The sequence below is a fragment of the Pseudomonas sp. PH1b genome, assembly GCF_000633395.1.
GTDB lineage: Bacteria > Pseudomonadota > Gammaproteobacteria > Pseudomonadales > Pseudomonadaceae > Aquipseudomonas.
The window spans coordinates 26,157-32,156 of sequence record NZ_AYMU01000063.1; the positions used below are offsets into that span (position 1 = coordinate 26,157).

Consider the following 6,000-nt stretch of genomic DNA (forward strand, 5'->3'; position numbering starts at 1 on the left):
CTTCCATGTAAAAAATTCTAAACGTTATTCGCTTGAAACCCGCAGGTGGCGCGGATTGCGCGGTGTATCGACCTTTCGTGAGGCAAAATAATTGACGAATGGCAGCCTCTGTTGGCTATTGACTCCGGTTTTTCTTTCGGGTTGACTGCTGGCGTGTCACAGCAGTGAACATAATAATTAACACAATAGGTGCATCATGTCGGTCCCCCCGCGTGCCATTCAGCTCAATGAAGCCAATGCCTTCCTGAAAAAACACCCCGAGGTTCTCTACGTCGATCTGCTGATTGCAGACATGAACGGTGTGGTGCGCGGCAAGCGCATCGAGCGCACCGCGCTGCACAAGGTCTATGAGAAGGGCATCAACCTGCCGGCCTCGCTGTTTGCCCTGGATATCAACGGTTCCACGGTGGAAAGCACCGGCCTGGGCCTGGACATCGGCGACGCCGACCGCATCTGTTATCCGATCCCCGGCACCCTGTCCGTCGAGCCTTGGCAGAAGCGCCCCACCGCGCAGTTGCTGATGACCATGCACGAGATCGAAGGCCAGCCGTTCTTCGCCGACCCGCGCGAAGTGCTGCGCCAGGTGGTGAGCAAGTTCGACGCCCTGGGCCTGACCATCTGCGCTGCCTTCGAGCTGGAGTTCTACCTGATCGACCAGGACAACGTGAACGGCCGGCCGCAGTCGCCGCGTTCGCCGATTTCCGGCAAGCGTCCGCAATCGACCCAGGTGTACCTGATCGACGACCTCGACGAATACGTGGACTGCTTGCAGGACATCCTCGAAGGTGCCAAGGAGCAAGGCATCCCGGCCGACGCCATCGTCAAGGAAAGCGCCCCGGCGCAGTTCGAGGTCAACCTGCATCACGTCAGCGACCCGATCAAGGCCTGCGACTACGCGGTGTTGCTCAAGCGCCTGGTGAAGAACATCGCCTACGACCATGAAATGGACACCACCTTCATGGCCAAGCCCTACCCGGGCCAGGCCGGCAACGGCCTGCACGTGCATATCTCGATCCTCGACAAGCAGGGCAACAACATCTTCGCCAGTGAAGACCCGCAAACCAACGAGGCTCTGCGTCACGCCATCGGTGGTGTGCTGGAAACCCTGCCGGAGCAGATGGCGTTCCTGTGCCCCAACGTCAACTCCTACCGCCGCTTCGGCGCACAGTTCTACGTGCCGAATTCGCCAACCTGGGGCATCGACAACCGCACCGTGGCCGTGCGCGTGCCCACCGGGTCCGCCGATGCCGTGCGCATCGAGCACCGAGTGGCCGGCGCCGACGCCAATCCCTATCTGTTGATGGCTTCGGTGTTGTCCGGCATCCATCACGGCCTGACCAACAAGATCGAGCCTGGCCCGGCCATGGAAGGTAACGCCTACGAGCAGAGCGAACCGAGCCTGCCCACCAACCTGCGGGATGCCCTGCGGGTGCTGGACGACAGTGAGGTGATGGCCAAGTACATCGACCCGATGTACATCGACGTCTTTGTCGCCTGCAAGGAAAGCGAGTTGGCCGAGTTCGAAAACTCCATTTCCGACCTCGAATACAACTGGTACCTGCACACGGTCTGATGATCGTTCCTCAGGGCTGTACGAGAACTTGCCGAGCCGGCCTGCAACCCGGTGCAGGCGGTTTTCGTGCAGACCCTTCCTGCGTGGAGTCGACACCATGAGCAAAACCCGCAGCGACTGGGAGCAGTGCTTCCAGTCCCTCACCCTCGAAGGCCGTGCCTTTATCGACGGCCAGTACTGCGACGCCGCCAGCGGCGCAACGTTTGAGTGCCTGAGTCCGGTGGACGGGCGCTTTCTGACCAAGGTGGCCAGCACCGATCAGGCCGATGCCGACCGGGCCGTTGCCGTGGCGCGCCAGGCGTTCAACTCCGGCGTCTGGTCGGGCAAGGCCCCGGCCGAGCGCAAGCGCATCCTGATTCGTTTTGCGGAACTGGTCCTTGAGCACCAGGAAGAGTTGGCGCTTCTGGAAACCCTGGACATGGGCAAGCCGATTGGCGACTCCCTGGCCATCGATATTCCTGCTACCGCCAATGCGATCCGCTGGAACGCCGAGGCTATCGACAAGCTCTACGATGAAGTCGCGGCCACGCCCCACGATCAACTGGGCCTGGTGACCCGCGAGCCGTCTGGCGTAGTGGCGGCCATCGTGCCGTGGAATTTCCCGCTGATCATGGCCAGTTGGAAGTTCGCCCCGGCCCTGGCGGTAGGTAATTCCTTCATCCTCAAGCCGTCGGAAAAGTCGCCGCTGACCGCAATCCGTATCGCCCAGTTGGCCCTGGAGGCCGGCATTCCCAAAGGCGTGTTCAACGTGCTGCCGGGCTACGGTCACACTGTCGGCAAGGCCCTGGCCCTGCATATGGATGTGGACGTGCTGGCCTTTACCGGTTCCACCGCGGTAGGCAAGCAACTGCTGGTGTATTCCGGTGAAAGCAACATGAAGCGGGTGTGGCTGGAAGCCGGTGGCAAAAGCCCCAACGTGGTGTTCGCCGATGCCCCGGACTTGCGTGAAGCAGCAGAAGCCGCCGCCGCGGCCATCGCCTTCAACCAGGGCGAAGTCTGCACCGCCGGCTCGCGCCTGCTGGTGCAACGCTCGATCCGCGAGCAGTTCATTCCGTTGCTGGTGGAGGCCCTCAAGGGCTGGACACCGGGCCACGCCCTCGACCCGCAAACCCGGGTTGGCGCGGTAGTGGACCAGCGTCAGCTGGACAACGTGCTGCGCTATATCGAGATCGGCAAGGAGCAGGGCGGCGAACTGCTGGCCGGTGGTGTGCGCACCCTGGAAAGCACCGGCGGCCTGTATGTCGAGCCGACGATCTTTGACGGCGTGACCAACGCCATGCGCATCGCCCAGGAGGAGATCTTCGGCCCGGTGCTGTCGATCATCAGCTTCGACACTGAAGAAGAAGCGTTGCAGATTGCCAACGACAGCATCTTCGGCCTGGCAGCCGGGGTCTGGACGGCCAACCTCAGCCGTGCCCACCGCTTCGCCCGTGGCTTGCGCGCAGGCAGCGTGTGGGTCAACCAATACGACGGCGGTGACATGACCGCACCGTTCGGTGGCTTCAAGCAGTCCGGCAACGGCCGCGACAAGTCGTTGCACGCCTTCGACAAATACACCGAGCTCAAAGCGACCTGGATCAAGCTCTAACTCTTATAACAACAGCGGCGGCGGGCCTGGGCCCGTACCCGCTGGGGAATTTCTCATGCAAACCTACGTGAACAGCTACTACGCCGCGACCCCCAACCAGACCACCGACTACCCGCAGCTCGAAGAGTTGGTGGAGTGCGACGTCTGTGTGATCGGCGCCGGCTACACCGGCCTGTCCTCGGCCTTGTTTCTGGCGGAAGCGGGCTACAGCGTCACCGTGCTCGAAGCGGCCAAGGTCGGCTTCGGCGCCAGCGGGCGCAACGGCGGACAACTGGTCAACTCTTACAGCCGCGACGTGGACGTGATCGAAGAACGCTACGGCGAAAAGAGCGCCGAAGTGCTCGGCAGCATGATCTTCGAAGGCGCCGACATCATCCGTCAGCGCATCCAGCACTATGACATCCAGTGCGACTACCGCCCCGGGGGCATCTTCGCTGCCCTGAACAACAAGCAGCTCAAAGGCCTGGCGGAACAGAAGCGTAACTGGGAGCGCCTGGGCAACAACAATCTGCAGATGCTCGACAAGGCCCAGATCAATCGCGAGGTCGGTACCAAGAACTACATCGGCGGCCTGCTGGACCTGCAGGGAGGGCACATTCACCCGCTGAACCTGGCCTTGGGTGAGGCCAGCGCCATTATCGGGCTGGGCGGCAAAATCTTCGAACAATCGGCGGCGGTGGAAATCACCTACGGCGAACCCAACGTGGTCCGCACCGCCAAGGGTGTGGTCCGCGCCAAATACCTGCTAATTGCCGGTAACGCCTATCTGCAGCAGGACCTGGATCCGCGCGTGACCCGCAAAAGCATGCCTTGCGGCTCGCAGATCGTGGTCACCGAACAACTGCCAGAATCGCTGGCGCGCAGCCTGATCACCAACAACTATTGCGTGGAAGACTGCAACTACCTGCTGGACTACTTCCGCCTTACCGGCGACAAGCGCCTGCTGTACGGCGGTGGAGTGGTCTACGGCGCTCGTGAACCGGATGATATCGAGCAACTGATCCGGCCGAAGATCCTCAAGACCTTCCCTCAGCTCAAGGACGTGAAGATCGACTACCGCTGGACCGGCAACTTCCTGCTGACCATGTCGCGCATGCCGCAGTTTGGCCGTATCGAAAAGAACGCCTACTACATGCAGGGCTACAGTGGGCACGGCGTGACCTGTTCACACCTGGCGGGCAAGCTGATCGCCGAGATGATCCGTGGCGACGCTGAGCGTTTCGATGCCTTCGCCTCGCTGCCACATATGCCGATGATTGGCGGGCGTACCTTCCAGGCTCCGCTGACCGCCATGGGCGCGGCGTACTACGCGCTGCGTGATCGCTTCGGTATCTGATGGGCATTGTCAGGCGCCTTCTATATAGAGGGCGTCTGATGATGAGCGAGAATGCCGGTACTGTTGCTTGTGGCGAGGGCGCTTGTCCCGCCCTGCGGCACGGCAGTCTTAATCCTGGAGATCGAATCCTGCGGGCGAGTCTCGGTCCCCTGGATTGTCAGCGCTATGCCCTTCAGCTATAGCAGGTTTCCTCACCTGCAACGGGTGATTTTTTGTACCTGTAGCCTCCACCAATCCTGCATAAATTTCACCGCCCATTTCCCTGATCGCCGGTCTTTACAGCAGCTGTGTCAAACATGTTTAAATAGCCGCCGTTTCAGGCTCCAGGGGCAGCCAGTTCGCGATAATCGCGACCCAACCGCCGCAACTTACCCTTAAGTTCCTCTCACATAAGGCTGTTATGGACACGGGCACCCGACTCAAACTCGTTCGCGAAAGCTACAAACTCTCCCAGCGTGAGCTGGCTCGTCGTAGCGGCGTGACCAATGCCACTATCTCCCTGATCGAGCAGAATCGAGTCAGTCCCTCCGTCAGTTCCCTGAAGAAGCTGCTGGAAGGCATCCCCATGTCATTGGCCGACTTCTTCACCTTCGACCAACCGCCTCGCGAGCACCAATATGTGTTCCGGGCCAACGAACAACCGGACCTGGGCCGCGACGGCCTGCGCCTATTAATGGTGGGGGCGCCGGTGGCGAATCGACAGATGCGCTTTTTGCGCGAGCAATATGCGCCGGGCGCCAGCTCTGGCGAAGAAGCGATTGTGCATGCGGAAGGGGAGGAGTGTGGGCTGGTTACCCGTGGCACCGTGGAGTTGACGGTGGACGGGCAGGTGAGTGTGTTGAACCCGGGGGACGGCTATTACTTTCCGACCACTTTGCCTCATAGCTTTCGCAATATCGGGCAGGATGAAGCCGAGATCATCAGCGCCAACACCCCAGCGAACTTCTAGGACGCAGGGCATCCAGAGTCGCTGCTAGTGGGACCATATAGTAGTCGCCCATGCCTTCTCCCAGATAAGGGCCTCATTTCAGACTCATCGGTTTCTCATTAGTGGTGTTGTTTGCCCGGGTGCTCTCTATTAGCTGGTGGGAGGCTGGGGATTTCGACCAAGGCCTTGCTCTGCGCCAGGGATCATAGAAAAAACAAATTAAGTGTTGACGGCAGATTCTACAGGCCTATAATTCGCCCCACTTCCGGCGCAGTCGAAACGGAAAACTCCTTTAGATTCAACGAGTTACGCATTTTTCGACAGCGGTTACGCTTCAGTTCATCGAAGCCAGAAGCAGTTAATAAGGCAGTGTGTTTTCGCCCTATTAACGATTCGATCCTCTCGGTCGAAAGCGGTGAAAAAGAGGTGTTGACAGCAGCGTGTAACGCTGTAGAATTCGCCTCCCGCTAACGAGAGATCGGAAGCGCAAGTGGTTGAAGTTGTTAAGGATTTCCAAGCGAAACTTTGAAAACTTCTTAAAAAATCACTTGACAGCAAATGAGGCTGCTGTAGAA

Annotated in this window: 4 protein-coding genes; all 4 read left to right on the top strand. The window is 59.8% G+C overall.

The genetic code is table 11. The features are described from left to right. Positions 1–196: 196 nt before the first annotated feature. Positions 197–1,573, top strand: a complete 1,377-nt coding sequence (locus tag U873_RS0133875) for a glutamine synthetase family protein (protein ID WP_025132458.1) — start codon at positions 197–199, stop codon at positions 1,571–1,573. Between the two features lie 97 nt (positions 1,574–1,670). Beyond that, positions 1,671–3,161 carry an aldehyde dehydrogenase gene (locus U873_RS0133880; RefSeq protein WP_025132459.1) on the top strand — a complete coding sequence of 497 codons (1,491 nt, stop codon included), beginning with the start codon at positions 1,671–1,673 and terminating at the stop codon, positions 3,159–3,161. Positions 3,162–3,216: 55 nt separating this feature from the next. Beyond that, positions 3,217–4,497, top strand: coding sequence for an FAD-binding oxidoreductase (locus tag U873_RS0133885; RefSeq protein ID WP_025132460.1), 1,281 nt, complete (start codon positions 3,217–3,219; stop codon positions 4,495–4,497). Positions 4,498–4,897: 400 nt separating this feature from the next. Further along, the gene (locus U873_RS0133890) at positions 4,898–5,446 is read left to right on the top strand and encodes a cupin domain-containing protein (RefSeq protein WP_025132461.1); all 549 of its coding nucleotides are present in this window, start codon (positions 4,898–4,900) and stop codon (positions 5,444–5,446) included. The last annotated feature ends 554 nt before the right edge of the window (positions 5,447–6,000 follow it).

Coding starts and splice junctions, on each gene's coding strand:
- U873_RS0133885 (WP_025132460.1), top strand. CDS start 3,217: ATGCAAACCTACGTGAACAGCTACTACGCCGCGACCCCCAACCAGACC.
- U873_RS0133890 (WP_025132461.1), top strand. CDS start 4,898: ATGGACACGGGCACCCGACTCAAACTCGTTCGCGAAAGCTACAAACTC.
- U873_RS0133880 (WP_025132459.1), top strand. CDS start 1,671: ATGAGCAAAACCCGCAGCGACTGGGAGCAGTGCTTCCAGTCCCTCACC.
- U873_RS0133875 (WP_025132458.1), top strand. CDS start 197: ATGTCGGTCCCCCCGCGTGCCATTCAGCTCAATGAAGCCAATGCCTTC.